This window comes from Ligilactobacillus animalis, from assembly GCF_009933595.1.
GTDB lineage: Bacteria > Bacillota > Bacilli > Lactobacillales > Lactobacillaceae > Ligilactobacillus > Ligilactobacillus animalis.
On sequence record NZ_CP047141.1, the window covers coordinates 937,311 to 963,308 of the forward strand.

General features: G+C 39.7%; 24 protein-coding genes and 1 pseudogene. 5 read left to right on the forward strand and 20 right to left on the reverse strand.

The annotated features are described in order from the left end of the window. Positions 1-3 precede the first annotated feature (3 nt). Positions 4-546, forward strand: coding sequence for an ATP-dependent protease subunit HslV (gene hslV / locus GSR62_RS04700; protein WP_010689035.1), 543 nt, complete (start codon positions 4-6; stop codon positions 544-546). A gap of 20 nt (positions 547-566) precedes the next feature. Next, positions 567-1,991, forward strand: a complete 1,425-nt coding sequence (gene hslU, locus GSR62_RS04705) for an ATP-dependent protease ATPase subunit HslU (protein ID WP_066023895.1) — start codon at positions 567-569, stop codon at positions 1,989-1,991. 152 nt (positions 1,992-2,143) lie between these two features. Here the strand turns inward: hslU and GSR62_RS04710 are convergent, their stop codons facing one another. From GSR62_RS04710 to GSR62_RS04720, 3 genes are all read right to left on the reverse strand, one after another. Next, positions 2,144-3,016, reverse strand: coding sequence for an aldose 1-epimerase family protein (locus GSR62_RS04710; protein ID WP_066023896.1), 873 nt, complete (start codon positions 3,014-3,016; stop codon positions 2,144-2,146). Between the two features lie 75 nt (positions 3,017-3,091). Next, the gene (gene plsY / locus GSR62_RS04715) at positions 3,092-3,694 is read right to left on the reverse strand and encodes a glycerol-3-phosphate 1-O-acyltransferase PlsY (RefSeq protein ID WP_033193018.1); all 603 of its coding nucleotides are present in this window, start codon (positions 3,692-3,694) and stop codon (positions 3,092-3,094) included. Positions 3,695-3,788: 94 nt separating this feature from the next. Continuing rightward, positions 3,789-4,082 carry a hypothetical protein gene (locus tag GSR62_RS04720; RefSeq protein WP_010689041.1) on the reverse strand — a complete coding sequence of 98 codons (294 nt, stop codon included), beginning with the start codon at positions 4,080-4,082 and terminating at the stop codon, positions 3,789-3,791. Between the two features lie 170 nt (positions 4,083-4,252). On the opposite strand from GSR62_RS04720, the gene GSR62_RS04725 reads away from it, so the two are divergent. Both GSR62_RS04725 and GSR62_RS04730 read left to right on the forward strand, forming a co-directional pair. After that, positions 4,253-5,080, forward strand: coding sequence for a 5'-nucleotidase, lipoprotein e(P4) family (locus tag GSR62_RS04725; protein ID WP_136344399.1), 828 nt, complete (start codon positions 4,253-4,255; stop codon positions 5,078-5,080). A gap of 630 nt (positions 5,081-5,710) precedes the next feature. Continuing rightward, positions 5,711-6,730 (forward strand): IS30 family transposase, encoded by a 1,020-nt coding sequence (locus tag GSR62_RS04730; RefSeq protein WP_010689043.1) that lies wholly within the window; start codon positions 5,711-5,713, stop codon positions 6,728-6,730. A 167-nt stretch (positions 6,731-6,897) separates the two neighbouring features. On the opposite strand, the pseudogene GSR62_RS04735 reads toward GSR62_RS04730, so the two are convergent. The 4 genes and pseudogenes from GSR62_RS04735 to GSR62_RS04750 all read right to left on the reverse strand — a co-directional run bounded on the left by GSR62_RS04735 (position 6,898) and on the right by GSR62_RS04750 (position 10,296). Then, positions 6,898-7,859: pseudogene (locus tag GSR62_RS04735) on the reverse strand (S66 family peptidase). Positions 7,860-7,962: 103 nt separating this feature from the next. Then, a complete protein-coding gene (gene lepB, locus GSR62_RS04740) occupies positions 7,963-8,547 on the reverse strand; it encodes a signal peptidase I (protein WP_066023916.1) in 585 nt (194 codons plus the stop codon). Next, on the reverse strand, positions 8,534-9,367 hold the full coding sequence (locus GSR62_RS04745; protein WP_010689048.1) for a TIM barrel protein: 834 nt from the start codon (positions 9,365-9,367) through the stop codon (positions 8,534-8,536). The genes lepB and GSR62_RS04745 overlap by 14 nt, the downstream gene beginning before the upstream one ends. Positions 9,368-9,432: 65 nt before the next feature. Then, positions 9,433-10,296 carry a DegV family protein gene (locus tag GSR62_RS04750; protein ID WP_066023917.1) on the reverse strand — a complete coding sequence of 288 codons (864 nt, stop codon included), beginning with the start codon at positions 10,294-10,296 and terminating at the stop codon, positions 9,433-9,435. 223 nt (positions 10,297-10,519) lie between these two features. Here GSR62_RS04750 and GSR62_RS04755 point away from each other — a divergent pair, with 223 nt between their 5' ends. Then, complete coding sequence (locus tag GSR62_RS04755) at positions 10,520-12,205, forward strand: NFACT RNA binding domain-containing protein (RefSeq protein ID WP_010689050.1); 1,686 nt, start codon at positions 10,520-10,522, stop codon at positions 12,203-12,205. Between the two features lie 49 nt (positions 12,206-12,254). Here the strand turns inward: GSR62_RS04755 and parC are convergent, their stop codons facing one another. The 13 genes from parC to GSR62_RS04815 all read right to left on the reverse strand — a co-directional run bounded on the left by parC (position 12,255) and on the right by GSR62_RS04815 (position 25,996). After that, positions 12,255-14,690, reverse strand: a complete 2,436-nt coding sequence (gene parC, locus GSR62_RS04760) for a DNA topoisomerase IV subunit A (protein WP_066023918.1) — start codon at positions 14,688-14,690, stop codon at positions 12,255-12,257. Positions 14,691-14,707: 17 nt separating this feature from the next. Further along, positions 14,708-16,681, reverse strand: a complete 1,974-nt coding sequence (gene parE, locus GSR62_RS04765; RefSeq protein ID WP_066023919.1) for a DNA topoisomerase IV subunit B — start codon at positions 16,679-16,681, stop codon at positions 14,708-14,710. Between the two features lie 66 nt (positions 16,682-16,747). Continuing rightward, positions 16,748-17,185, reverse strand: coding sequence for an 8-oxo-dGTP diphosphatase (locus GSR62_RS04770; protein WP_010689053.1), 438 nt, complete (start codon positions 17,183-17,185; stop codon positions 16,748-16,750). A gap of 264 nt (positions 17,186-17,449) precedes the next feature. Then, on the reverse strand, positions 17,450-17,863 hold the full coding sequence (locus tag GSR62_RS09515; RefSeq protein WP_225362231.1) for a hypothetical protein: 414 nt from the start codon (positions 17,861-17,863) through the stop codon (positions 17,450-17,452). A 6-nt stretch (positions 17,864-17,869) separates the two neighbouring features. After that, entirely contained in the window at positions 17,870-18,721 is an 852-nt protein-coding gene (locus GSR62_RS04775) for an MFS transporter (RefSeq protein WP_225362232.1), read from the reverse strand. A 373-nt stretch (positions 18,722-19,094) separates the two neighbouring features. After that, entirely contained in the window at positions 19,095-19,823 is a 729-nt protein-coding gene (locus GSR62_RS04780; RefSeq protein WP_225362233.1) for a hypothetical protein, read from the reverse strand. 36 nt (positions 19,824-19,859) lie between these two features. Continuing rightward, positions 19,860-20,006, reverse strand: a complete 147-nt coding sequence (locus GSR62_RS04785; protein ID WP_010689056.1) for a hypothetical protein — start codon at positions 20,004-20,006, stop codon at positions 19,860-19,862. A gap of 351 nt (positions 20,007-20,357) precedes the next feature. After that, entirely contained in the window at positions 20,358-21,281 is a 924-nt protein-coding gene (locus tag GSR62_RS04790) for a tyrosine-type recombinase/integrase (protein WP_035448295.1), read from the reverse strand. Positions 21,282-21,369: 88 nt separating this feature from the next. Next, the gene (locus GSR62_RS04795) at positions 21,370-22,209 is read right to left on the reverse strand and encodes a metallophosphoesterase family protein (RefSeq protein WP_066023920.1); all 840 of its coding nucleotides are present in this window, start codon (positions 22,207-22,209) and stop codon (positions 21,370-21,372) included. A gap of 17 nt (positions 22,210-22,226) precedes the next feature. Continuing rightward, positions 22,227-22,694 carry a hypothetical protein gene (locus tag GSR62_RS04800; RefSeq protein WP_010689059.1) on the reverse strand — a complete coding sequence of 156 codons (468 nt, stop codon included), beginning with the start codon at positions 22,692-22,694 and terminating at the stop codon, positions 22,227-22,229. 301 nt (positions 22,695-22,995) lie between these two features. Beyond that, complete coding sequence (locus tag GSR62_RS04805) at positions 22,996-23,907, reverse strand: DMT family transporter (protein ID WP_010689060.1); 912 nt, start codon at positions 23,905-23,907, stop codon at positions 22,996-22,998. A gap of 71 nt (positions 23,908-23,978) precedes the next feature. Next, positions 23,979-24,764: a glutamate racemase gene (gene murI / locus GSR62_RS04810; RefSeq protein ID WP_066023921.1), complete on the reverse strand. Its 786-nt coding sequence runs from the start codon at positions 24,762-24,764 to the stop codon at positions 23,979-23,981. 71 nt (positions 24,765-24,835) lie between these two features. Continuing rightward, positions 24,836-25,996, reverse strand: a complete 1,161-nt coding sequence (locus tag GSR62_RS04815) for a pyridoxal phosphate-dependent aminotransferase (RefSeq protein WP_035448289.1) — start codon at positions 25,994-25,996, stop codon at positions 24,836-24,838. Between the last annotated feature and the right edge of the window lie 2 nt (positions 25,997-25,998).

Consider the following 25,998-nt stretch of genomic DNA (forward strand, 5'->3'; position numbering starts at 1 on the left):
TACATGTCTGTTTCATTTCACGCAACTACGATCTGTGCTGTGCGCCACAATGGGCATACTGCGATGGCCGGGGATGGTCAAGTTACCATGGGCGAAAAAGTCATCATGAAAGGTTCTGCTCGTAAAGTTAGGCGGATCTACGATAATAAAGTCGTAGTTGGTTTTGCTGGAAGCGTTGCTGATGCTTTTAACTTGGAAGATAGATTTGAAAAAAAGCTCAATCAATATAGCGGAAATTTACAACGAGCAGCTGTTGAATTGGCCCAAGAATGGCGCAGCGACCAAGCTTTGCAAAAACTTGAAGCCTTATTGATAGTGATGGATAAAGAAAACTTACTATTGGTCTCAGGATCAGGTGAAGTCATCGAACCTGATGATAATGTTTTAGCGATCGGTTCTGGTGGAAATTACGCCTTTGCAGCAGCTAAAGCGATGACAGCTTATGCTAAAGATCTAAGTGCAGCTCAGATCGCTCAAAATGCGATCTCGATCGCTGGTGATATTGATATTTTCACCAATCACAATATCATCGTAGAAGAACTTTAATCAAGGAGTGACAGATTTCTATGGAACATAGTGAAAAAACACCTAAACAAATCGTAGCTGAATTAGATAATCATGTTATTGGCCAAGATCAGGCTAAAAAAGCGATCTCGATCGCTTTACGTAACCGTTACCGTCGAATGCAATTGCCCGAAGACATGCAAGAAGAGATCACCCCTAAAAACCTCATGATGATCGGGCCTACTGGGGTGGGTAAGACTGAGATCGCGCGTCGTTTGGCTAAAATCGTTGATGCACCATTCATCAAAGTCGAAGCAACAAAATTTACTGAAGTTGGTTACGTTGGTCGCGATGTTGAATCAATGGTGCGTGATCTAGTCGAAGTTGCTTACAAGATGGAACAAGATGAACTCTTTAAAAAGGTCAGAAGTCAAGCTGTCCAAAAAGCAGATAAACGCTTAGTAAAATTATTAGTTCCAGCTCAAAAACAACAAACCCGTCAAAATGAACAAGAAAACTTCATGCAGTTCATGCGTGATCTCCAAAGTGGTAAAATGCCAAACATGCCAGGGATGCAAGGTGCTGAAGAAAACGAAACCGTAACCGAGGGCGTTAAACGTGAACGCTCCAGTGTGGCTGAAAAACTCCAACGTGGCTTACTTGAAAATGAAGAAGTTACGATCCAAATGGAAGATCCTGCCCAAAAATTCCAAGGTGCTGATGGAATGTTAGGCCAAATGGGCTTAGATCTATCGGATACATTAGGTTCACTAGCACCTAAACGGATGGTGACCCGCACGATGCCAGTCAAAGAAGCTCGTGAAGTATTTGTGCGTGAAGAATCAGAAAAACTGATGAATACTGCTGATGCAGCTAATGCAGCGATCAAACGTGCAGAAAATACTGGGATCATCTTTATCGACGAGATCGATAAGATAACTTCAAAATCGCAACAAAATGCAGGTGAAGTCTCACGTGAAGGGGTCCAACGTGATATCTTACCGATCGTTGAAGGTTCGCAGATCAAAACTAAGTACGGGATCATTAAGACCGATCACATCTTGTTTATCACTTCAGGTGCATTTGCTCAAAGTAAACCAAGCGATCTGATCGCTGAATTACAAGGACGTTTCCCGATCCGAGTTGAATTAGAAGACTTGAGTAAAGACGATTTCGTTAAGATCTTGACTGAACCTAATAACGCATTGATCAAGCAATATATTGCGATCATTGGGACTGATAACATTAAGGTCACATTTACGATCGAAGCGATCGAAAAAATCGCCGAGATCGCCTATCGTGTAAACCATGAGACCGATAATATCGGAGCACGCCGCTTACACACGATCTTAGAAAAATTACTCGAAGATTTACTCTTTGAAGGACCAGACATGCAAATGGGTGAGATCACGATCACAGAAGCGTATGTTGAAGAAAAAGTAGGTAAGATCGTGGCTGATAAGGATCTTAGTCAATATATCCTATAGTCCGAACGTTTCGGTGATACTTAAAAGTTTTTCCTCGGGGGTTTTCGAGAGTTTGCCGAATTATATTTTGAAATGTACCTTATATAGTTCGATAATAACACGAAAACAGCACTTCCAATTTATATGGAAGTGCTGTTTTTTTTATTATCTAGTTAGAAAGTATCGATCGTGTAGTTAGCTTCAAAAACTTGTTGTCCATTTAACTTATTGATCGCATATTTTGTTTTAAAATCGCCATCAGTATCCAAAGTATCAGATAAAGCCCACCAAGGTTCGAGGCAAACAAAATCACCTTCAGCTGGGTAACTTGACCAGATACCCATTGCTTTAGCATCAGTCGTTGTGATCGTTACGCCATGGCCATGGTGTTTACTTACTAAGCTGATCTCATTTGGTTCTTGGGCGAGATCATAGATAAGAGCATCATTTATAAATAGATCATGGCTAACGGGCAAGGTTGCTGCGCCAGTCGTGATGTGTTCTAGATCGATAAAACCATCGACCAGCGGGATGCGCGGATAACTCTCTTTAGGACTTAGGCGAACTTCGTAATCTTGATAAGTATCGGTTGCTTTTAGTTTAGTTGAAAAAGCAGGGTGTGCACCTAAGCCAAAATACATTTCTTTAGTACTTGGATTGATCACGCGGTAGCTTACTTCAAGCTTAGTTTGTGTCAAATTATATTGAACTTGCAAAACAAACTCGAAAGGATATTTTTCAAGGGTCTGTTCATTAGAGCGTAATTCAAAACAAACTTCAGTTGGAGCTTGATGTAAGATCTCAAAATCCATATCACGGGCAAAACCGTGTTGTGTCAAGTGATAGCTTGTTCCATCAACTTGATATGTATCATCTTTTAAACGTCCTTCGATCGGGAAAAGAACCGCTGAGTGCCGTTTCCAGTACTTACTATCGCCACTCCACATATATTCAAACCCATTTTCCTTAGAGATCAAACTAGCTAATTCAGCCCCGTGTTCATTGATCACGACGCGTAATTTTTCATTTTCAAGCATAACTGCCATTATAATATCACCTCAACTTCATTATAGCACACAAAAAAAGCGTATCTGGGTAACTGTAGCCCCAAAGATACGCTTTTATTTATTTTGTTTTTGTTGTCGACGCTTATAACCTAGGCCAAATGGTACCATGTTTTCAGTCCCATTTTTGATCCGTTCAATGTTACCGTAGTGGCGAACAAAGACAAAAATCGTTAAAGTGATCGCAACGACTGAAAGTAGGGCATCTTTAAAGAAAAATGATACGATCGTGATCAGTAAAAAGCCTAGCATGCTAGCGACACTGACCATACTGGAGATGTAAAGTGTTACTAAAAAGATCAGCCAAGCAATAACAAAGAATAATGGATTATAAACTAATAAGACACCCACACTCGTAGCAACAGCCTTACCACCCTTAAAACCGGCAAAAATCGGAAAGACATGCCCAACGATCGCTGCCAGACCGATCAATAGTGGGTTAGCAGTGGAATGAAATAGGAAAGGTAATAGGGCAGCTAAAGTTCCTTTAAATATATCCATCAATAAAACGATCGTCCCAGCTTTTTTTCCTAGGACCCGAAATGTATTGGTCGTTCCCATATTACCACTACCGTAATCGCGAACATCTTTACCATACATCAGCTTCCCGATCCAAACACCTGATGGGATGGAGCCTAAAAGATAGCCAATGATCAACATCAAAATGATCTTTAATGTCTCTGACAAAAAAATTCCTCCTCTAAAAAGCAATACGTTCTATTGTACTGGCTTTTGAACATAAATTCAATAATGATCAGAAGATATAATTGAAAATAACAAAGACCCCAGCCGCTAAAAAGCCTAGACCAATCACCATAGTCATTGCCTTTAATTCACCAGGTGCTTCATCCCAAGCGACATTTTTTTCATTAGCAGTCAAAGCACCAGTATGGCGCAAAATAGCCATTGTAAAACCGGCGATCAAAAACATTAAGCTCATTAGGCCATAACCGATCAAAGAAATTAGCGGTAATGTGGCTAAATTCCCGATCACCAGTAAGATAACACTTAGTAACAAGCCAAGTGCAAAGAGCAAACGTCCATTCATATGATAAATTCTCCTTAAAATTAGTCTTATAGATATTATTACACTTTTTTAACGGCTTAACAAATGTTTGAGTAATTTACATAAAAAACTTGTGTTGTATTCAAATAAATAAATCGTTAAAATACATCTTGTACACAAGTTTTACCTCGCAATAAATTGGAGGAGAAATTTTGAAGATCAAAAAGATCATTTTAAGTTTCGTGGCTTTTATGCTACTAGGGATGTCAACGGCGCAGGCTAAGACGAATTTGGGCGACCAAAACACGATGGCAGTTGCATGGTATCAAACTTCAGCTGAAGTAAAGGCGTTGTATTTGCAGGGGTATAATGTTGCTCGCAATAATCTGGCAACTAAGCTTGCAACTCCGTCAGAAAAGCCGAAAGCTATCATTTTAGATATTGATGAAACGGTCCTAGACAATTCACCATATCAGGCGTATAACGCTTTAAATAATAGATCCTATCCCCATGGTTGGGATCAGTGGGTCAGAGCGGCTAAGGCTAAGGCTGTACCAGGAGCAAAAGACTTTTTGAATTATGCTAATGAGCAAGGAGTTCAAATTTATTATGTCAGCGATCGGGAACAGAGCCAATTAAAGGCAACGATCAAGAATTTAACGGCCGAAGGGTTGCCACAAGCCGATCGTGAGCATATCTTGCTCAAACAAAAGCAAGATAAGACTAAAGAACAACGGCGCCAACAAGTGGCACAAAAGGCTGATGTTATCATGCTGTTTGGCGATAATCTTTCTGATTTTAACGATCCAGCCGAAAACACTGTCGCAAAACGCACAAATGATGTTATGCAAAATGCGGCGCAATTTGGGGATAAATACATCATTTTACCTAATCAGATGTATGGTAATTGGGAAGCTGCACTATATAACAATAATTACCAACAGAGTGATTCTAAAAAGAGTAAGTTACGTAAATCACATTTAACTTACTTCGATCCAAAAACTAATAAGGTAAAACAAACGACTGTAACTACTAAATAATGAGCTAAAACTTGTGTACTTGAAAATTTGAATCTATCTCGGTCAGCCTGCAAGCTAGTAGGCTGACCTTTTGTAGTTTACTGGTAATTGTCCCTTAAATATATTAATATATTTAGATATAGTGTTGTTGGGATATAAAAGTGAAGGGGTAACGTAATAGACTGGAATCAAAGGAGGCGATATTTTTTGCGATTCTTTTATGGGATCATAGAGTCATTCACGAATTTCATGGGCTGTCTGTTCAGCTTGTTTTGGATCGGATTTTTGATAATGCTGACCTATGCAAGCGTAGTTGGTTGCATTTTTAGTTTGCTTTGGTACGGTATACTATTTTTTATAGCGATAGCACTTTTGCGCTGGGCGTTAGGTATCTAACGAAGGTGGTTACATATTTAAATTAGATATTGGCTGACCAGGAGAGTAGGTCGGCTTTTTTTTGCAGTTAATATTGATATTCACCCAATATATTCTAGTCCTGGATAGCAAAATTAATTGCAACATATTGTAAATATACCTTATTATATTAATATTTTAAATTACTAAAACTGTAAGTAACTTTGATATAATAAAATTTTGGAGATTAGTAGTTTATTCATAATATGTATGTTTATTAGTTTTAAGGAGTATGGTATGGTCTATACACATTTAACTTTAGAAGAGAGAGCTAAGATCGAGTTGTTATGGAATCAAGGAAAGCGGATGGCTGATATAGCTAGGGTATTAGGGAGACACAGGAGCACTATATCTAGGGAGATACGAAGAACGCAGGACTTTGATGATTATAAGGAGTTTATGCCTAAAAAAAGAATGAAGATCCTGCGATATAATGCTAGAAGCGCAGAACTGAAGTCTAGGAGAAGAAAGCAAAATGTGGGTAGAAGGAGTTTATACAGTAGCTACAATAGCCGAAAGATAAACAAATATCTACTGAAGAAGTATTCTCCTGAGCAAATTGCTTGCGGTACAAAAGACGTGACTGTATCCACGAACACAATTTATAACTGGATATATCTAGGAAAACTTAAGCTAAAACGTTCTGATTTGCGCAGAAAACGTAGAAGAAAAGGAAAAAGGGTGCGTGCATCAGAGAACGAATTGAATCGTGAATTGATAAAGAACAGATCTATTGAATTACGCCCTAAAGAAGCCAATGATCGTTCAGAATTTGGGCATTGGGAGTTAGATACAATTCTTCCAAAACGTGGCAGTAAAGATGTTATAGCTACGTTTAGCGAACGGAAAACACGTCTTTTATTTGCGGTAAAAATTAAATCAAGATCTGGCATAGCTCTTATCCCAGCAATCGACACGTTCATGTCATTATACGGGGAATACGCTAAATCTATAACATGCGATCACGGTACAGAATTTGCGAATAGTACATTGGTAAGGCAGATTGAGAATTACGGTGTACATGTGTATTTTGCGCATCCATATGCGCCACATGAGCGAGGATCAAATGAAAATTTAAATGGGCTTCTGAGAGAGTATATTCCAAAGAAAACGTCTTTTTCAAAATTATCTCAAGCAGAACTTAAAACTTACGTAAATGAACTAAATGACCGTCCTAAGAAATTGCATGGATTTAAAACTTGTCGAGAAGCGTTCAAAAGAGAATTGGGGAGACTTAAAGATGCCGAAAAATGGTAGGGTAGATAAATATATATTCAAAAACAATGTTCAAGATTTGTTTAAATTGTTGCACTTTTTATTGACATTCGCCCAATATATTCTAGTTTACATAATATACATTATAAAAAGTAGTTTTGGTAGCTAAAATAAACAGTTAGTATTATATACATAACTGTTTATTTTAGCTAGACCTTGATCACTAGCTCATCAGTATCGAGCCAGACTTCTTGACCTAGCGGGATCGTAAATATTGGCTGTGTATGTCCAAAATCTAGATCATACATTACAGGTATCCCTTTTAGGACCGGAAATTTGTCCAAGACGTATAACAAGCGTTGCTCTGTCATCTGTGATATTTTGGGAAAACGCCCTAATAAAAGCGCGCGTGGCCGTTTAGCTAGTTGTAACACTTGAGCTAACAACCTAGAAAAGTCGAGCCAAGTTTCACCATCATCTGCAAATTCAAGCAAAATTATCTTATCCTCAAAATCTGGTTGGTATTGCGTTCCGGCTAATAAAAACAACGTGTTGACATTGCCCCCCAACTGTTACACCACGGACACGTCCTGGTGTATAAATCTTCCAATCAGTTGGATAAAATGTCCGCTTGCTGTCGGATAAAAACCATTCATCGCTTGACCAGGTCTGTGATGGTCGGAGCTCGTAATGCTTTTTGGTCAGTGCTTGTAGGAAATTGTTATCTTGATAAGCCCCTGCTTTATCCAGCATTTTCAGCGTTATGTAAGCGGGTCCATAGTAGGTAACTAGCCCTGTTTTAGCTGTGATCGCATTAGCCAGCGCCGTGAAATCAGAAAAACCACAGATGATCTTGGGATTATTGGCTATCAGATCAAAATCTAGGTATGGTAATAACTCGTTTGAGGTAAACCCACCGATCACTGTTTGGATCGCTTTGACATTAGGATCGCTAAATGCCGCATGAATATCCTCTATCCGCTCAGAAATGCTGTTAGTGCCATCTAAAGTCATCCCTGAGGTGATCACCAAAAGTGACCTTAAATCCCATCTGGGTCAATTTTTCCTGTGCTATTTGATTAGCAGCAAGCCCACCGACACAATCAAGTGTCCGGCTAGGAGTAATGATCCTGATCTCATCATTTTGTTTCAAACGTGCGGGTATCAGCATAAACATTCCTACTTTCTAAAAGATATTGAACAAATTTTAGCATATAAATCGTCTAAAATAAAAAATATCGACCCTAAGCCACTTGACTTGAGGTCGATATTAGTTAATCACCATATGAATTGATATATTCGTGGGCATCATTCCAAAATGGAACTTTGACAACGCCTAAGATCTTAGAACGCGGGACAAAGCCATAGGAGCGGCTGTCATTGGAGACTTCACGATTATCACCTAAAACAAAGTACTCATCTTTAGGGACCGTGAATGAACGTCCAGTACCAAGTGTCACACCTTTATCTTCGGCACTTGCGATCGATAAAGTTCCTTCTTTTTGTTGCTCAGTAGTGATATACCCTTGAGATTGGAATTTTCCGTTAACATAGAGTTTACCATCATTTTTGTATTCGATCTTGTCACCAGGCAAACCGATGACCCGCTTGACGTATTTTGTAACGTCGGTCACACCAGGACGGTTATCGACGCCTTTAGCACTGAAAACAACGACAGTATCACGTTTTATCTCAGCATGTTTTAACATGATCACACGTTCGTTATTTTGTAGATTGGGATACATCGATAAGCCATCGACTTTGACCAATGATAATAGGAATGTATTGATCAAAAGTGCGATAAGTAGTCCGATAACAACGGGCCAGACCCATCCCATGATATTTTTAAATGTTGACATCTAGTTTTTCCTCCAACGTTTTTAAGTATTTAAAGCTGTTAACTTGTTCCAAAGCATTGGTCTGATCTTTTAAGACGATCTCAAAGATATTGGTCGCATCTTCATTCAGTAGAGGTAAGATATTTTCCCAAGCGATCTTTCCCTTACCAAGTTCTAAGCTATCATGTGTTTGCCCTAATGAGTCAACTAAATGATAATGAACGATATTTTGCTTCAAACGAGCTAAGGCGGTCATTAATTTAGCGTTATCCCCCTGCCACTTGATAAAGCAATGCGATGTATCAAAGGCTAAGCGATAATCATGAGCTAAGATCTTGGCATCTAACGCTTCATCCCCATAATAAAATACCGGTGAGATCGAATTTTCAAACATCACATGCTCTTTACCGAGATCTTTAAAATGGTCTAAGCGCTTAAAAACGTATTCTTCAGCATGCGCTAAATCAGGATATAAACTGAGAAATTCAGCCGTTTGGCGCGAATAAGACCCATGGATCAACACTTGAACATTTTTGTCATAAGCTAATTGTAACAAATCTAAGGAACTTTGCTCAATAAATCGATACAATTCTGGCAATTTAGCTTCGGGTGTCAAAAGTTCAGTAAAATACTCCCGGTAACGCATGGGGTGATGTAATACGATATGATTTATTCCCGCATCTTTGACTTGATCGATACCATAGGCCAGACGCTTTAGTCCATCCCTAGTAAAGTCGTTTTCAGCGGTGTAGAATTCAAAGACATTAGGCTGATATTGTAGACGATCCTTGATCTGTTCAGGGTCAGAACTAGCTTTCAAGCCTAAATCGATTTTTTTCATAAAATCAGCTCCTCCTCAAAAAACTGGATAGGTCATACTACCGATCCAGTTTAAAACATATATTATTATTTATCGATATCTTCCATCCAACCAAGTGCGAGTGCATTTTCACCTAAATGCGTCCCGATAACAGGCCCAAAATAGCTGATCTCGATCGAATTGTTTGGATATTTTTTAGCAAGTTTAGCTTGCCATTCTTTAGCTGCTTCTTCGTTGTTAGCGTGGATCACGAGCATCTTGATCGGATAAGTTAGATCTTTTGTATCTTCTTCAAATAGATCTTCTACGCGTTTTAAAGCACGTTTAGATGAACGAACTTTATCAAAAGCTACGATCTTGTCGGTCTCATCATCAAAAGTCAAGATCGGTTTGATCTTAAAGACACTACCGACAAAAGCTGCAGCATTAGATAAGCGACCACCACGCACTAAGTTTTGTAGGTCGTCAACGACAAAATATTCATTGGTCGTTTTCTTTAAATGATCTAAACGAGCTAAGATCTCATCTAGGTCTTTACCTTGTTTAGCCATCCGAGCTGCTTCGATCGCTAAGTAACCCATCAACATAACGGTGATCTCAGAATCCACAGGTACAACTTGGATATTATCGACTGTGTCTTTGACCGTTTCCAAAGTTTGAACTAGCCCTGAGATCGTACCTGCTAAATGAATGCTGATCACGGCATCATAGTCTTGGTCACCTAAGGACTCGTAAAGTTCGATCAATTTGCCGATCGGTGGTTGTGAGGTACTAGGGAAAGTTTCCGAAGTCCGTAGCTTTTCATAAAATTCTTCAGTAGTAATATCAATACCTTCATCATAGCTTTTACCATCGAGAATAAACGGGATAGGAACGATATGGATATCATTTTCTTTGATCTGTTCTGCGCTGAGATAGGCTGTACTGTCGGTAACAACAGCTATTTTCATAAAATTACACCTACTTTAATTATTATTGCAAATCCTATCATAACACACAAATAAGCTAGTTACTAGCACAGTTCTTACTTGTGCGCGTTCAATAAGCCACTTCAAACGGGCTTTAAAAATAAATTATATCATTTAGATAGCCAACTTTACACAGATAACTTTGCTCTTTTCTGAAATAAAGGCTACAATATTAAGTGAAACTTTTTTAAAGGAGGCTTTTAACATGGCATTTGATGGTATTTTTACCCGTGCAATGGCTAACGAATTAAATGAGCTTCTCTTAGATGGACGCGTGATGAAGATCTCGCAACCCTACGCCAATGAAGTCATCCTAACGATTCGCCAAAATCGCCATAATTATCCTGTTTTATTATCGGCACATCCCAATTATGCGCGTGTTCAGGTCACTGAGATCCCCTATACTAATCCCCCAGTCCCGACTAATTTTACGATGGTCTTACGTAAGTATTTAGAAGGTGCTAAACTCGTTAAACTGGAGCAATTGAACTGTGATAGAGTTCTCAATTTCTACTTTATGACTCGAAATGAACTCGGGGATCGGTTGCCGTTGGTCTTAAGTATTGAGATCATGGGACGTTATAGCAATATCATTTTAGTCGAACAAGAGACCAATAAGATCTTAGACACGGTAAAGCATGTCGGGATGGATCAAAACCGTTATCGGACCCTTTTACCAGGGGCTACCTATAAAACGCCCCCGGCTCAAACTAAAATTGATCCTTTTTCAGATCCAGATAAACTTTATTTAGCGCTAGTCAAAGAGTATCCGAATCGTGAAGTCTTAGCTACGCAACTTATCAAGACTTATCAAGGTCTATCGCGGCAAAGTGCCCTCCAATTAGCTAAGATGCTACACGAAGATCAAGATATAAGCGCTAGTTTTAACGCTTTTTTGGAACAAACTAAGCATCCCCAAGCTAATATCTTTACCGAAAAAAATAAGCTAGCCTTTGATATCTTTACGCACCATACGACCCAACAAGAGTTTGCGACTTTAAGTGAGATGCTCGATAGTTACTACCAAGAAAAAGCAGTACGCGATCGTGTCGCTCACCAAGGTGCAAAATTGATCCATGTCGTTAAAAAGGAACTGTCTAAAAATCAGACTAAGCTCAAAAAATTGACTAAAGAGCTCAAAAATACGGATAAAGCTGATGGTTTTCGGGTCAAAGGCGAATTGCTGACGACTTATCTTTACCAGGTAAAGCCAAATTCAACGAGTGTGACCCTACCTAATTATTATGATGATGAAAAGCCAGTTGAGATCATTCTCTCACCGCAACTTTCCCCAGCTCAAAACTCACAAAAGTATTTCAAAAAATACCAAAAGCTTAAAAATGCAGTTGCGCATATAGAGCAACAATTAGCTTTAACTAAAGCTGAGATCGCTTATTTAGAAAGTGTACAGATGCAATTAGAGTTAGCACAGCCAAGTGATCTAAATGACATCGAACTCGAATTACAAACAGCGGGTTATCTGACCCAAACTAAACAACAAAAAAAGCGTAAACCTAAATTGAGCAAACCAGAAAGCTTTGTTGCTACTGACGGGACCGAGATCTCAGTCGGTAAAAATAATTTGCAAAATGATCGTTTATCGTTAAAAACAGCCCAAAAAAATCACTATTGGCTCCACGTAAAAGACATCCCTGGCTCACATGTGATCGTGCATAGTGCTCAGCCGTCCGAGGAAACTTTACTACAAGCCGCTGGTCTAGCCGCTTACTATTCTAAGGCTCGAGGCTCAGCCAATGTTCCAGTCGACTATGTGCAAGTTCGGCACCTTAGAAAGCCTAATGGGGCTAAACCAGGCTTTGTGATCTATGAAGGCCAAAAGACCCTTTATGTTACGCCAGACGAAGCATTAGTCGCTAAACTAAAAAAATAGATATATCAAAAAGAGTATGCTATCACTTTGGATAACATACTCTTTTTGATCATTCAGTTTCAGTCTCTTCTATTGTATAGAGTCTGATATTTTGTGGCTCACCCTCGGTCTTAGCATCAAACACGTAAGAACCATTGGAATAGCGTTCATTAAAGTTATGAGCATTTGGTTCCACGATGATCACTTTTTCAGTCGCAGTCATGACTTCTAAACGTTGGTCAGGTGCGATCAAAAACGCAGTGAACACGCGATGGGGTTTGCTCTTTAGTTCTCGTAAGATCTGGACTCCGCGGCGCGCTCGTGATGTCAGTGGGATCTCAGTGACTTTCATCTTTTTAAATGATCCGCGTGTCGTCAATAGTCCAAGCGCACTTTGCTCATCGGCCAATAAGACAGCCACCAAAGTATCATCCCGTAGATCCATACATTTGACCCCCGCTGCGCGTGCCCCAGTCGTTGGGACTTCAGCTAGATCATAACGTAGACCGTAACCGTTATAAGATACACAGACTAATTGTTTATTTTCAGTGGTGTAATACAACGAAATAACTTCATCGGTCGGCGTTTTGAGTGTGATATAACGACTAGCCCGTGATTTATACGTCCGTCCAGGTTTTAGATCAACAAGTGCAGTCTGCTTGATAAAGCCTTCTTTAGTTGCAAAGACAAAGTTTCCGGGTTCGTCTAAACTCTTGAAAACTTTAGCAAAAATGACCCGTTCATCTGCATCTAGACCTACAGTTTGCGAGAGATGTTCGCCCGTATCTTTAAAGCGGGCTTCAGTGATCTCGTGAACTGGACGATAGATCACATTTCCCTTATTGGTAAAGATAAAGAGATGATCTAACGTATTGACAGTCGTTTGTAGGACTGGTTCGTCATCTTCGCGTAAGCCATTATCATTAGCATCCGATGCGTTGAAAGAACGCAATGAGGAGCGCTTGACATAACCTTCCCGCGAGATCTGAACGATCACATCTTCTTGGGCAACTAAGACTTCAGTTTCGATCTTAAGTGAGGCGATCTTAGCTTGGATCTCAGTTTTACGCGGGGATGCGTACTTTTTAGCGATCATTTGTAATTCTTGGCGAATGACCTTATCTAATTCCTTAGGATCACTCAAGATCTTTTCGTATTTAGCGATCGCTTTTTTCAGCGCAGCCGCTTCTTTTTCAAGTTCAGTCATGTCAGTATTCGTTAAACGATACAATTGTAAGGCAACGATCGCATCGGCTTGTTTATCAGTGAAATCAAACTGTTGTACTAAATTCTTAGTAGCATCTTTACGGTTTTTAGAAGCGCGGATGACCTTAATGACTTGATCTAAGATCGATAAAGCTTTGATCAGACCAACAACGATATGCTCTCTTTGCTTGGCTTTATCTAGATCAAATTCAGTCCGTTTAGTCGTAACTGTTCGTTGATGTTCTAAATATGAAGTCAAGATCTGTTTTAAGCCAACATGTTTAGGACGCATATGATCGATCGCGACCATGTTGAAGTTATATGAGATCTGAAGATCAGTATTTTTGAAGAGATAATTCAAGATCCCTTCAGCATTGGAATTTTTCTTCAGCTCGATCACGATCCGTAACCCGTCGCGGTCACTTTCATCCCGAACTTCGGCGATCCCTTCAACTTTTTTGAGTAAACGGATCTCATCTATTTTTTTGACTAAAACGGCTTTGTTGACTTCATAAGGGATCTCAGTGACTACGATCGCAGATTTCCCCCCACGGAGGGCTTCGATCTCGGTCTTAGCGCGTAACATCGCCCGGCCACGCCCAGTTTCATAGGCTTTCTTGATCCCATCTAATCCTTGTAAGATCCCACCAGTTGGAAAATCTGGTCCTTTGATAAATTGCATCAACTCTTCTAAGCTCGCTTCGGGATGTTTCATCAAGTAAATCGTTGCTTGGATCGTTTCGTCTAAGTTATGAGTCGGTATCTCAGTCGCATATCCCGCTGAGATACCCGTAGCACCGTTTACCAATAAGTTAGGGAAACGGGCCGGTAAAACAGTTGGTTCGTATTCCGTATCATCGAAGTTTAGGACCATATCAACTGTCTTTTTATCGATATCTTTAAGCATTTCAGCAGCGATCTCGGATAGACGTGCCTCAGTATAACGCATTGCAGCAGGCGGATCGCCATCCATTGAACCGTTGTTACCGTGCATTTCAATCAACGGTTCACGTAACTTCCAATCTTGACTCAAACGGACCATCGCTTCGTAGATCGAACTATCGCCGTGGGGATGGAAATTACCCATTACGTTCCCTACAGATTTAGCCGATTTTCTAAATGGCTTATCGAAAGTATTTTTATCTTCGTGCATTGCAAATAAGATCCGACGTTGCACGGGTTTTAAACCATCCCGAATATCAGGTAAGGCGCGTTCTTGGATGATGTATTTAGAGTAACGTCCAAAACGTTCACCCATAACGGCTTCCAAGGATAGTTCTTGGATATTTTGTTCAGACATTTATGAATTGCTCCTAACTATGCTTTATCTTCTGTTTCATGGGCTTTATTAGCTAAAGTCGTATCTAATAAGCTTCCATCTTCTTCCAGGGTGAACTGGACATTTTTCTCGATCCATTTGCGACGTGGTTCGACTTTATCACCCATCAAGGTCGTGACCCGCTTTTCAGCTAAGGCATCATCCTCGATCTTAACTCTGACCAAAGTTCTTGTTTCGGGATTCATGGTTGTTTCCCAAAGTTGATCAGCGTTCATTTCACCAAGACCTTTGAAACGTTGTAAGGTATAACCCTTACCGATCGCTTTAGCTTGTTTTTCCAATTCCTCGTCAGTCCACGCGTAACGTACTTGAAGTTTTTTGTTAACACTTTTTTGGAGCTTATATAATGGAGGTAAAGCGATATATACTCGCCCGGCATTGATCATTGGGCGCATGTATTTATAGAAGAAAGTCAACAATAGCGTTTGGATATGTGCACCGTCAGTATCAGCATCGGTCATGATGATGATCTTGTCATAGTTGGCATCTTCAAGCTCAAATTCAGCCCCGACACCAGCCCCGATCGTATAGATCATCGTATTGATTTCTTCATTTTTCAAGATATCTTGTAACTTAGCCTTTTGGGTATTCAAAACTTTCCCCCGTAACGGTAGGATAGCTTGGAATTTACGGTCGCGTCCTTGTTTAGCCGAGCCACCAGCTGAATCACCTTCGACAAGGAACAATTCATTGCGTTTAGCATTCCGTGATTGCGCTGGTGTCAATTTACCTGAGAGCAAACGATCTTTTTTATGCCGTTTTTTGCCATTGCGACTTTCATCACGCGCTTTCCGAGCAGCTTCCCGGGCCTCTCTAGCTTTGATGGATTTTTTGACCAGATCTTTAGCAAAATCTCCATTTTCCATCAAATAGTAGTTTAATTGCTCATTGACGATATTATCAACGATCGTCCGGGCTTCAGGGGTTCCCAGCTTACCCTTTGTTTGGCCTTCAAATTGTAATAATTCTTCCGGGATGCGCACAGAAACGATGGCCGAGAGCCCTTCACGCACGTCACTACCTTCAAGATTTTTATCTTTATCCTTTAAAAGACCAACTTTACGAGCGTATTCATTGAATGCTTTTGTCCAAGCGGCTTTCATCCCGGCTTCGTGTGTACCACCATCTTTGGTGCGGACGTTATTGACAAATGACATGATATTTTCTGAGTAACCGTCATTGTATTGACCAGCCACTTCAACTTCAACACCATCTTTTTGTCCTTCAAAATACATCACATCGCCTAATGTATCTTTATCTTCATTTAAATAGGAAACAAACTCTTTGATCCCTTCTTCAAATAAGAAAACATCTTGCGTATCTGCTCGTTCATCAGTCAAAACGATCTTGACACCTTTTAATAAGAAGGCTGATTCACGAAGACGTTCTGCTAAAGTATCATAGTTGAATTTGGTCGTCGAAAAGATCTCAGGATCAGGCTTAAAAGTGACTGTGGTCCCACTATTTTTCGTTGTTTTGCCTAATTTTCTGAGGGTCCCGACTGGTTGACCACCATCTTTAAAATCTTCTTCGTACTCAATACCATCACGCACTGTATTGACCGTCAAACTAGAAGAGAGTGCGTTTACGACCGAAGCCCCCACACCGTGAAGCCCACCAGAAGTTTTATAGTCACCTTGACCAAATTTACCCCCGGCATGCAACACTGTGAAAATAACTTCGACCGTTGGGATCCCCATCGCATGCATCCCAACTGGCATCCCACGACCATAATCAACGACTGTGATCGAATCATCGGGATGGATCGTGACGTCGATCTCTTTACCATAACCAGATAAAGCTTCGTCAACTGCATTATCGACAATTTCATAAACTAAGTGATGCAATCCACGACCATCAGTGGAACCAATATACATCCCTGGTCGTTTTCTAACTGCTTCTAAGCCCTTTAAGACTTGGATGGAGTCATCACCGTATTTTGCTTTACTCATACATTCATTTCCTTTATCAAATTTAAAAGTCACGTTATCTATCTTACCGTATCAAATGGATAACTATCAATATAAATTAATATTATCTTGAACTTGGTAGATCTCGGATAAAGTGTCATCAGCAAAAACTTTGTACATTTCATCAAAAGTCTTTGCTAGGTCTTGCTTTAGTAGATCACGTTCAGGCAACCAGAAGATCTCGCCTTCACTTGATGATTTAAGTTCACCTGAAAATTTAGTTGCGCGATAAAGCAAAACTATGTAGCGGGTCTCGTTGACAAAAAATTGTTTGATCCCACAAAGTTTAGGGTCTAACAAGGTCAAGCCTGTTTCTTCAAAAAATTCCCGGATCATTGCTTGGTGAAATGATTCACCCGCTTCAACATGTCCGCCTGGAAAAGTGATCCCTGGCCATTCCTTTTTACGGCGGTTTTCAACTAGCACTTGTTCACCGTTGCGCAATAAACACATATTGGTGAGTTCGATCGTCTCGGTTCGTGCCATTAAATTCACTCCTTTATATAACGCTGAGAAACGCATTTAAACGCAGCGTTCATGTTCTACTTAATAGATTATCAATCTTAGTGCAAAATATCAAACGATATTATTTGTCGAACATACATTCTATATTATACACAAATATCGGTAAAATGGGGATGATTTTGGCTAAAAAACTTCCAACTTCCGCTAATGTTAATTTGCGGAAGTTGGATTTTAAGGCATAAAAATAGTGCGATCAGTAATTGATACCGATCACACTAGCTATTGTTAATGTTTATTTTTATAGATCATAATTTCCCCAACTACCATAAAGCTCACCATCATCCCCAATTCGAGTAACCATGAATTTTTTAAACTAAAGAGCTGCAACATTGCAGTGGCAAGTAGTGAGCCACTTGTATTGGCTAACATTAAAACAAATCCCAACAGACTTTCAACTCGGGTCAAATATTCTTCGCCGATTTTTTGAACCAGATCTGTCGTGAACTTAGGTGAAAGGTATCCACTGATAATAGTTGTGGCTAACATAATGACCAAGACGATCAATAACGGTCCCCGATAAAAACAATTGAGTGTAGCCAAGATAAGGCATAAAAATTGCATCATCATTAATTGTTCATAACTTAATTTTTCAAGCCAATTAAATCTTAAAAAGGAACCGACAAATAAACCTAGGGTCATAACAGCCTATAGTACGACTAGAGTTTGTGCAAAATTACCAAAACGTAAATTTGCATCTACAACCATCGCAACTGTCAATATCAAATAGTAGCTAACATAAACTAATTTAAGGGATGTCATGACCCACATTGTTTGAAGGGCATGTTGTTTATGCATATAGTCATAGGCGGCTTTCATCTTCTTTAAAAAATCAGATACTGAGAAATGCTGATTTGTCGGCATGACACTTTTGACCGTATCATCGAATTTGATCTTTTTTAAGAAATAAAGACTTAAAGCAAATGTTACAGCGTTAAATAACGCAAGTCCAAAGAAATCATCAGGAAACCAAACTAACCAACTCGCTCCTAGTAACTGACCAAAGACTAAACTTAGCCCAAATAAGACGATCTCAAGTGAAGTCACGACCCGGCGTTCATCTGGGGCGATCCAAGTCCTGGAAAAAGGGATGAACATATTATTGATATAACTATCAAGATTGTCGGACACAACATTAGCCAAGATGATAAAAACAAATACCGCGAGCAGCATTTTGTATTTGAGCATTACAATGGCAAGAACGATATATATCAAAACTTGGATGACATTTAAAATAGCAGCTTTCTTGAGACGTTTGGTCTCACGGTCAGTCATATAGGCCAAGATCGGATCGATCCAACCCGGAATTCCACCTAACACGTTGACCAGTGAGATCGCCAAGGTACTGTATGTTTGTTTAGAAGCTAAGGTCAACATAGCTACATTATAAAGTGCACTACCGATGCGATTGACGGTGTTAGCACAGATCATATTGCGTAAATGTTTCTTTTCTTTTAAAACGACTAATAACTTAGTATTTGATAATTCCTTTAAGTTCATAATTTTTCCCCTTTTATTTATTTTTTGGAGCGATATATCGCGATTTCCCCACCTATCATAAAGCTCACTAGCATCCCCAGTTCGATCAACCAGCTTAGCCTTAAGCCAAAAAGTTGTAAGCAGATCGTCGCTTGTAAAATACCAACTGGATCAGCGAGCAACAAAATAAAATTATTGAGGCTTTCTACCCGCGTTAACTGTTCTTCGTCGATCTATTGAATGAGATCGGTATAATACTTAGGTGCCATATAACCACTGAGAAGCGTACCGATCAATTTTAAAATCATAATATTGATCAACGAGAGTCCCAGAAAGCAACTGAGTACAGATAGAATAATAGTCATGTTGCTCAGCATGATAAATTGCTCATAATTTATTTTTCTAACCAACTGATCCGTAAAAACGCCCCTAAGATCAACCCTACAAATGAAATGGACTGCCAGATAGCCAAAGTTTGCGCGTAACTGCCAAAACGCAAATTACTAGTCGAGACCATTGCTACATTCAGCAATAACAGAAAACTCGCATAAGTTGCTTTGCCAATTGCTAATAACCAGATCATTTGTAGCAGATGTCTTTCTCGCATATGCCCATATGCGAGTTTCATTTTTTGAAAAAAGTCTTTGATCGAGAAACGCGCTTCTGCGGTTAGAGTTTTGACCGTATCATCGAACTTGATCTTTCGAAGAAAAAACAACCCCAGCGCAAAAGTCAAGGCATTCAACAATGAAAGACAAAAAAACTGATCAGGATATAAAGTTAGCCACGCAGCCCCTAAAAGTTGACCGAGAACTATGCTTAAACTAAATAAAACAATGTCCAAAGCAGAGATCACACGACGCTCGCTGTGATCGATCCAAGTCTTTGAAAACGGAATAAACATATTACTGATGTATCCATCGATGCTATCAGATACCACGTTGGCTAAAAGAATCACAATAAATAAAGCTAGAGGCATTTGATATTGCAACATCAAAAAAGCGATCACAAAATAGATCCCAACTTGGATCCAATTAAGTAAAGTAGCTTTTTTTAGTCTTCTTGTTTCACGATCGGTCAAATATGCTAGTACCGGGTCGAAAAAGCCAGGTAAGTTCTCCAATAATTTAACAAGTGTAATCGCTAAAGTACTATATGTTTATTTAGAAGCTAAGGTCAATAAAGCCAAGTTATATAGCGCACTTCCAATACGATTGACTAACTTAGTACAAAGCAAATAACGTACGTGTTTCTTTTTTCGCAAAATAACGATCAATTTAGCATTGGTCACTCTCGTTAAATTCATAACTTTTATCCCCCATTAATAACCTTTGAAAACCAACTAAGTCATTCTACTTACACGCAAACTGTAAATATTTTCCTCATAACAGTGTTCCCCTAACTGCACACTTTGTAATTATTTTAATTATAAGAATTATAAATTATTTATATGTAATCTGATATATAGATGCTATAAAAATTAATATCTAATAATTTGATAGGCGATATTTACAGTTTATTTCACAGATACTATAGCATAATACTAATGAAATAAATAATATATTTATAATTAAAAATATCTAATTGTAATTTAAAATATGCCCAGGGGTGTACTTTCAATGTATTGCTATAAAAAAACGCTGGCCTAAGCCAACGTCTACTTGAAGATCGCATCACTGATCCGATCACTACTCTTGTTATTTAAACTGTTCAAATGATGGGCATAGATCTCAGTTGTCTGAATGTTAGTATGCCGCAAAAGTTGTTGGGTTTCCTCCAAAGTCGCGCCATTCAATAAGTTGAGGGTGGCACTGGTATGGCGTGTGCTATGGGCCGTCAAACGTGGACTATTATAACCGGCTGCAATAAAACATTGCTTGACGATCCCACGAATACTTCGCGTCGAAAGGCGTTTGCCTAAATTGTTATTGGATGTCGAAGCAAATAACGGTGCTTGACTATTGAATTCTTTCCGGACGCGTAAGTACTCACGGATCGCATTTTCAACGTGATCAGGCATTCGGATCGGAGCATCTTTTTCGATATGCCCTTTACCTTGAACATATAAAACAACAACATCACCACTAACACGCATATCTTCGATGTTAGCTCGTCTGACCTCGATCGTCCGCAAAGCCATCGTCAACATCAAAGCCAACATAGCATAATCGCGTTTGCCTTTGAGTGTACTCCGATCGATGTTTTCTAAAACTGACGCAGCTTGTTTGGAAGTCAGATAATCTTTTTTATGTTCCGTCCCTAGCTTTAAACCTTTGACATTTTTAGCAATATCGCGGTAAAAACCCATTTCTTCGGTCCATTTGAAAAATTGCTTGACTGCCATTAGATAATTTTGGACCGTTGTTGGCCGTAATCCCATTGCTAGTAAAGCTTCACGATAGTTTTTGACATCTTGCGGAGTCGGCTCTGTGATCTGTTGTTGGTCGGTGTAATTAAACCATTGTTTTAATGAGGTTTTATAAGTACGGATCGTATTTGGTGAAGCATCGATAAAATCGATAAAGCGTTCTAAATAATCAATTTCAGCTAATTGTGTAGCTTGACTAGTTTGTAGATCCATAAAATTTCCTCCTGTTAGTTGTTAGATCCCCAGCTTAAAATAAGCTGGGGATCGTTTGTTTTTCACTAAAGTTAAAGTAACTTTTTATTTATCGCATTTTATTTTGATAAGCGATCACTTCTTGCTCATAACCATACTTTTCATTATACTGGGCTAATAATTCTTGATCATGCGTATAGACTTTGCCTGTTGTCAAAAGTTTTTCGTAAAGTTCAAGGTATGGAATGTGGGCTTTTTTAGCTAATTCCAATTCTTTTTGGTAATCGTAGGCAACTTTACAAAAAGATATCCCACCAAGTCCATACTCATCGATCTCTAGCAAAGCATACTGCGCTCTAAGATCAGCTTGGAACTTTTTCCAATCACAAAAAGGCTCGCCGACCGAACCGGGATTCAATACGATCTGTTCAGCGGTCGTATACCGCATCAGTTGGTGGTGAACATGCGCATAGACCGCTAGATCAGCTGTGATCCCCTCTAAAACGGCATCAAAGTCTGCCTGTGGTCGCGTAGGATATAGCTTTTGACCGTAATTTAGATCTGGCAAGTTATGTGAGACACTGATCGTCAAGGGACCACGTGTTAGCGTCTGTTGGATGGGATTTGTAGCTAAAAAATCTAATTCAGCTTGCCCTAGGTCTTGACCGCAAGCCATTGCTAATTTGGAAAAATATACATGGCTAGGTTTGGTCAATTCGATCTTACCAGCTAACCCGTGTAATAACAGATCATCCCAATTGCCCCGGATAGACACTGTTGGCTGTAATGACTGCAGCAATTCCAAGATCTGTTTTCCCCCAGGTCCTGGCATCAAAATATCACCTAAGACCCAGACCTCATCAACTGCTTTAGCTTTGATATCGGAAATAACCGCCTCCAATGCAGTCAAATTACCATGGATATCCGAAATTATCGCTATTTTAGCCATCAAACCATCCCTATCTTTTAATCATTTACCAAATTGTTAGTCTTTGGTTTCAATAATTTCATACATTTGCGCCGTTCTTTGACTACTGCCGTTTGCATCTCTTTATTTGACCACTCGACTACCGGTGCAAATTCATATTTAACATACATATTTTTGCCTTCAAAACGTACATTCAAAATGGCATCGATCTGGACCCAGATCCCGGTACTTTCATCATAGATAAATTCCCCGACTTCAGAGACCTCACGAAATTCGTGCGGTTGATACATAATCTCGGCTTGGGTCGTCGTGTATTCCGCCGACAGATCCGGTGTTTGGAGCTGTTGACATAAACAGTCATAATAGATAAACTCACCCGCAGACCGTGGAGCAACTTTGATACTTAAAATGTTTATTACAACAAATGTTGCTTTACGATAATTGACAATATCGCCAATACTGATCACTTCATTTGAACGACGCCTAACCCGAATTTTTTCTAACATTGACTTTCCCAGCTATATAAAATGTGAAACAACATAATCTTTATTAATTATACTTGCGAAAGAAATATAGTTTTTCCCTTCCTAAACTTGAGGCCTGCATCTAACGAACCGTGAGCAACTCTCCCCGCACATTTTTAACTTTCCGAACAGGTCACTCCAGCTAAATAGCAGATCTCAGTATACGAACTGATTCCATAATAATATACTATCATTTTTCCTAAGTTTTAGCTATAACTTATGGAAACGTTTTAAAAATATAGCTAAAAAATACTCGCCAATATCTCCGGCGAGTATCTCTTACTTAGACATTATTGGTAAATTTCTTTTTTCTTGGGCGCCAATTTAAAGCTAAAACAGCAATAATGACCAAAAATGAGCCTAACAGATCGGCTCCGCTGAGTTGGAGCCCAAAAAAGATGATCGAACCGATCGTTGCTGCGATCGGCTCAAAGGCATCTAGCATACTGGCTGTAGTTGGGCGGATGTATTTCAAAGCATTGGTAAAGAGCTGAAACGGAATGATTGTTCCTAAAACAACTACAGCTAAAACTAATAGTACTAATTCTAATGTCAAAGGAAATGACTCAAATTTTGGATGGATCACGGTCAACCCGATCCCGGCGATCAATAAGCCCCAACCGGTCACAGCCGTTGAAGAATAATGTTGTAATAAACTGCGGGGAATCAAAGTATTAGCTGCTCCACCAACTGCTGAAAGCAATCCCCAGATCAAAACGGCCGGCGTGATCGCTAATTGCGTCAGATCACCATGCGTTGCAAGCAAGGCTACACCTAAAAATGCTACCAGCGCACTGATCAGTTCGATCCGGCGTGGTCGTTGTTTTTGAAAGACCGCTAAATATAAAATAATGAAAAATGGTCCAACGAATTGCAAGATCGTCGCGATCGAAGCATCACCTAATTTGATCGCCATAAAATAACAAAATTGTACTGGAATTATTCCACCTAATCCGTAAGCGATCGCAGTTTTTGCACTTTGCTTATTTTGCCAAAGCGCTAATGGAGCTTCCTTTTTATAACTGGCTAAAGCTAATAAAACTAAGCCCCCACTGAGCATCCGGATCTGACTCAATAAAAGTGGGGTCAATCTAGGTTCGAGCTCGAAGATAAATTTAGCAAATAAGCCCGACACGCCCCAAAGAAAAGTCGACAGGATCGTCAGCAGCGTCCAGAGTTTTTTTTGTTTCGTCATTTGTTGTCCTCACTATCTAAAAAATTCCAAAGAAAAGAGCTGAGAGATCTTCTCAGCTCAAAGTGACTGTATTAATCAGTCAAGTTCATCAGTTTTTGGCTCAGCTCGATTTCAACTGGGGTGGCATTACTATTTTCAAAAGTTATCTCACCGCCTGTTTGGTTAGGTGAAAGTAATTGCTTTTGCGTCAATAAATGCTTCAATTCGCGAGCCGCACCTGCTCCTCCGTCAAAAACAGCAACATCTTTTCCAATAATATCTTGGATCGCCTTTTTAACGAATGGAAAATGCGTGCATCCCAAAACAACTGAATCAACGTTTTCTTTATACGGTTCTAATATATCTTCTAAATATGCATATAATTCTGATGAATTTAATTCACCTTTTTCGACAAACTCAACTAACTTAGGGGCTGGTAACTTGATGATCTCACCTTGGTCTGAAAAGCGTTCCATCAAGTGATTGAATTTTTCTTCCTTTAAAGTCAATGGAGTCGCCATTACTAAGACTTTAGAATCCGTTTGATGCAAAACAGCTGGTTTGACAGCTGGTTCCAGTCCTACGATCGGAATTTCGGGATACTTTTGCCGTAAATACGTGGCCGCAGCACTTGTCGCAGTATTACAAGCGATCACGATCGCTTTGACTTTCTTTTGCTGGATAAAGTCCTCTACGATTGCTTCACTCAAAGCTTTGACTTCGGCTACACTTTTGGTACCATAAGGGGCATTTTTCGAATCCCCAAAGAAATAATAGCGCTCATTTGGCATGAGCTTATAGATCTCACGTAAGACACTGATCCCGCCGAGACCTGAATCAAATACTCCGATCGGAGCTAAAGCCTTGTTTTCCGTCATCACTATTCCTCATCTCTACTGCATTATTCACAATTAAATATTCTAACACTTTTTGGCAGTGAGGAGTAGTCTTAATAATTATCAGTAAATTTTTTAATGCGTTCACTTGCTTGGTGTAAGTCATCCATCGAAGCAGCATAACTCAAACGCACATACCCTTCGCCACCTTGACCAAATGAAACACCCGGGATCAAAGCGACTTTAGCTTCTTTGGCCAATTCGCGGACAAACTTCCAAGAGTCATGTCCACATTTAGCGGGGATCTTAGCGAATAAATAGAAGGCACCATCTGGTTGGACTACTTCAAATCCAGCATCTTCTAAAGCTTGGCGCATAAAATCACGTCTAGCTTGATATTCCTTCCGCATGCTCAAAGCATCATCTTTTCCTTTGGTCAACGCTTCTAAAGCAGCAAATTGAACATTTGTCGTTGGTGCTGTCACCATATATTGATGTGCTTTGACAACTTGTTCACTAAAATCCTTTGGCCCTAAAATAAAGCCCAAACGCCAGCCGGTCATCGCATGTGATTTCGAAAGCCCGCCGATCACGATCGTATTTTCAGGTAAGAAACTGGCTAAGGAAACATGTTGTCCTTCATAAGTCAATTCAGCATAGACTTCATCACACAAAGCCCAAATATCATATTCAGCGATCACTTTAGCCAAAGCAGCTAATTGTTCTTTTGTATAGGTTGCTCCAGTTGGGTTACTTGGGTAGACTAAGACAACTGCTTTGATATTTTTATCTTTATTTTCTTCTAAAGTAGCGCGTAATTTTTCAGGCGTTAAGATAAAACCATCTGCGCTCGTATCGACTTGTAAAACATCAGCCCCATTCAACTGGCTGATCGGAGCATAGATCGGAAAAACCGGTGTCGGCATCAAGACTGTATCACCTGGATTTAAAATCGTTTGCAAACTAGCGGCGATCGCTTCTGTTGCCCCCACAGTCGTAATGACCTGTTCTGGCGTGTAATCTAGATCATATTTTTCTTTGTAGTACTTAGCTGCGGCACGGCGTAACTCCATGATCCCCGAATTAGGTGTATAGTGTGATTGATCCGCATTGATCGCCGCGATCGCAGCTCGTTTCACGTGCTCCGGTGTATTAAAATCCGGTTCCCCTAATGTTAACTTAATGATCCCCTCGATCTGACTGACTTCCATATCGAATTGTCGAATGTCTGATACAGCAATGGCTTCGATCTTATGGTTAAATCTAGCTTGCATAA

What these genes read in the sequence shown, in the direction of transcription:
- hslV (WP_010689035.1), top strand. Translation starts at nt 4, where the DNA reads ATGTCTGTTTCATTTCACGCAACTACGATCTGTGCTGTGCGCCACAAT.
- hslU (WP_066023895.1), top strand. Translation starts at nt 567, where the DNA reads ATGGAACATAGTGAAAAAACACCTAAACAAATCGTAGCTGAATTAGAT.
- GSR62_RS04710 (WP_066023896.1), bottom strand. Translation starts at nt 3,016, where the DNA reads ATGGCAGTTATGCTTGAAAATGAAAAATTACGCGTCGTGATCAATGAA.
- plsY (WP_033193018.1), bottom strand. Translation starts at nt 3,694, where the DNA reads ATGTTGATCATTGGCTATCTTTTAGGCTCCATCCCATCAGGTGTTTGG.
- GSR62_RS04720 (WP_010689041.1), bottom strand. Translation starts at nt 4,082, where the DNA reads ATGAATGGACGTTTGCTCTTTGCACTTGGCTTGTTACTAAGTGTTATC.
- GSR62_RS04730 (WP_010689043.1), top strand. Translation starts at nt 5,711, where the DNA reads ATGGTCTATACACATTTAACTTTAGAAGAGAGAGCTAAGATCGAGTTG.
- lepB (WP_066023916.1), bottom strand. Translation starts at nt 8,547, where the DNA reads ATGTCAACATTTAAAAATATCATGGGATGGGTCTGGCCCGTTGTTATC.
- GSR62_RS04745 (WP_010689048.1), bottom strand. Translation starts at nt 9,367, where the DNA reads ATGAAAAAAATCGATTTAGGCTTGAAAGCTAGTTCTGACCCTGAACAG.
- GSR62_RS04750 (WP_066023917.1), bottom strand. Translation starts at nt 10,296, where the DNA reads ATGAAAATAGCTGTTGTTACCGACAGTACAGCCTATCTCAGCGCAGAA.
- GSR62_RS04755 (WP_010689050.1), top strand. Translation starts at nt 10,520, where the DNA reads ATGGCATTTGATGGTATTTTTACCCGTGCAATGGCTAACGAATTAAAT.
- parC (WP_066023918.1), bottom strand. Translation starts at nt 14,690, where the DNA reads ATGTCTGAACAAAATATCCAAGAACTATCCTTGGAAGCCGTTATGGGT.
- parE (WP_066023919.1), bottom strand. Translation starts at nt 16,681, where the DNA reads ATGAGTAAAGCAAAATACGGTGATGACTCCATCCAAGTCTTAAAGGGC.
- GSR62_RS04770 (WP_010689053.1), bottom strand. Translation starts at nt 17,185, where the DNA reads ATGGCACGAACCGAGACGATCGAACTCACCAATATGTGTTTATTGCGC.
- GSR62_RS09515 (WP_225362231.1), bottom strand. Translation starts at nt 17,863, where the DNA reads ATGACCCTAGGTTTATTTGTCGGTTCCTTTTTAAGATTTAATTGGCTT.
- GSR62_RS04775 (WP_225362232.1), bottom strand. Translation starts at nt 18,721, where the DNA reads ATGAACTTAAAGGAATTATCAAATACTAAGTTATTAGTCGTTTTAAAA.
- GSR62_RS04785 (WP_010689056.1), bottom strand. Translation starts at nt 20,006, where the DNA reads ATGAATTTAACGAGAGTGACCAATGCTAAATTGATCGTTATTTTGCGA.
- GSR62_RS04790 (WP_035448295.1), bottom strand. Translation starts at nt 21,281, where the DNA reads ATGGATCTACAAACTAGTCAAGCTACACAATTAGCTGAAATTGATTAT.
- GSR62_RS04795 (WP_066023920.1), bottom strand. Translation starts at nt 22,209, where the DNA reads ATGGCTAAAATAGCGATAATTTCGGATATCCATGGTAATTTGACTGCA.
- GSR62_RS04800 (WP_010689059.1), bottom strand. Translation starts at nt 22,694, where the DNA reads ATGTTAGAAAAAATTCGGGTTAGGCGTCGTTCAAATGAAGTGATCAGT.
- GSR62_RS04805 (WP_010689060.1), bottom strand. Translation starts at nt 23,907, where the DNA reads ATGACGAAACAAAAAAAACTCTGGACGCTGCTGACGATCCTGTCGACT.
- murI (WP_066023921.1), bottom strand. Translation starts at nt 24,764, where the DNA reads ATGACGGAAAACAAGGCTTTAGCTCCGATCGGAGTATTTGATTCAGGT.
- GSR62_RS04815 (WP_035448289.1), bottom strand. Translation starts at nt 25,996, where the DNA reads ATGCAAGCTAGATTTAACCATAAGATCGAAGCCATTGCTGTATCAGAC.